This is a genomic window from Acidiphilium sp. JA12-A1, from assembly GCF_000724705.2.
In the GTDB taxonomy this organism is placed as follows: Bacteria; Pseudomonadota; Alphaproteobacteria; order Acetobacterales; family Acetobacteraceae; genus Acidiphilium; species Acidiphilium multivorum.
On sequence record NZ_JFHO01000229.1, the window covers coordinates 1 to 664 of the forward strand.

Annotated in this window: 2 pseudogenes; one reads left to right on the forward strand and one right to left on the reverse strand. The window is 60.1% G+C overall.

Annotation, left to right across the window (positions count from 1 at the left end):
* Positions 1-206: 206 nt before the first annotated feature.
* Positions 207-389 (forward strand): annotated as a pseudogene (locus RT91_RS19445) (winged helix-turn-helix transcriptional regulator); the annotation flags it as partial.
* 108 nt (positions 390-497) lie between these two features.
* On the opposite strand, the pseudogene RT91_RS22935 reads toward RT91_RS19445, so the two are convergent.
* Positions 498-617: pseudogene (locus tag RT91_RS22935) on the reverse strand (class II aldolase/adducin family protein); the annotation flags it as partial.
* Positions 618-664: the final 47 nt, after the last annotated feature.

The window sequence follows — 664 nt, forward strand, 5'->3', positions numbered from 1 at the left end:
CGGATCGGTGCAGTGACCCGATGTTCAAGCCGATGGGCATTTCCTTGGCATCTAGATATACATCGGCTATCTAGGATCAATTACGCACCTCAAGGTGCGCAGGTATACGGGAGGATATCGGGATGACGTGCGAAGTGGACGCGGTGTTCTTTGCGGATTGTGCCGCCCGCTCTTTCTTCGATCAGGTCGCCAACAAATGGTCGGTGATGATCCTCACGCTGCTCAACGAAAAGCCGACACGGTTCAACGAACTCAGGCGACGGCTGGAAGGCATCACCCACAAGGCACTGACCCAGGCTCTCCGCCGCCTGGAACGCAACGGGCTGATCGCGCGGCAAGTGCTCCCGACCTCGCCCGTCGCGGTCGAATACTCGATCACGCAACTCGGGCGCACCCTGCAAATCCCGCTCGGCGCGGCCTATGACTGGGCAATTCACCATCTGGATGAGATCGAACATGTCGGGCTCGATCAGGTGATAGGGCGTGGCGGAGGGCGAGATCAGCATCGTGTCGCCGTGGCGGACGCTGATGTTGCCGGACGTGCCCTGGTTGATGCCCAGCGCGTTCATCTGCTGGCAGGCGGAGATCAGGGCCTTGCGAAGGTCGAGGTCGCTCATGTCGGGGAGCCTTTCAGTCTTTGTCTGTTAACGGGACGTCAGCAGGG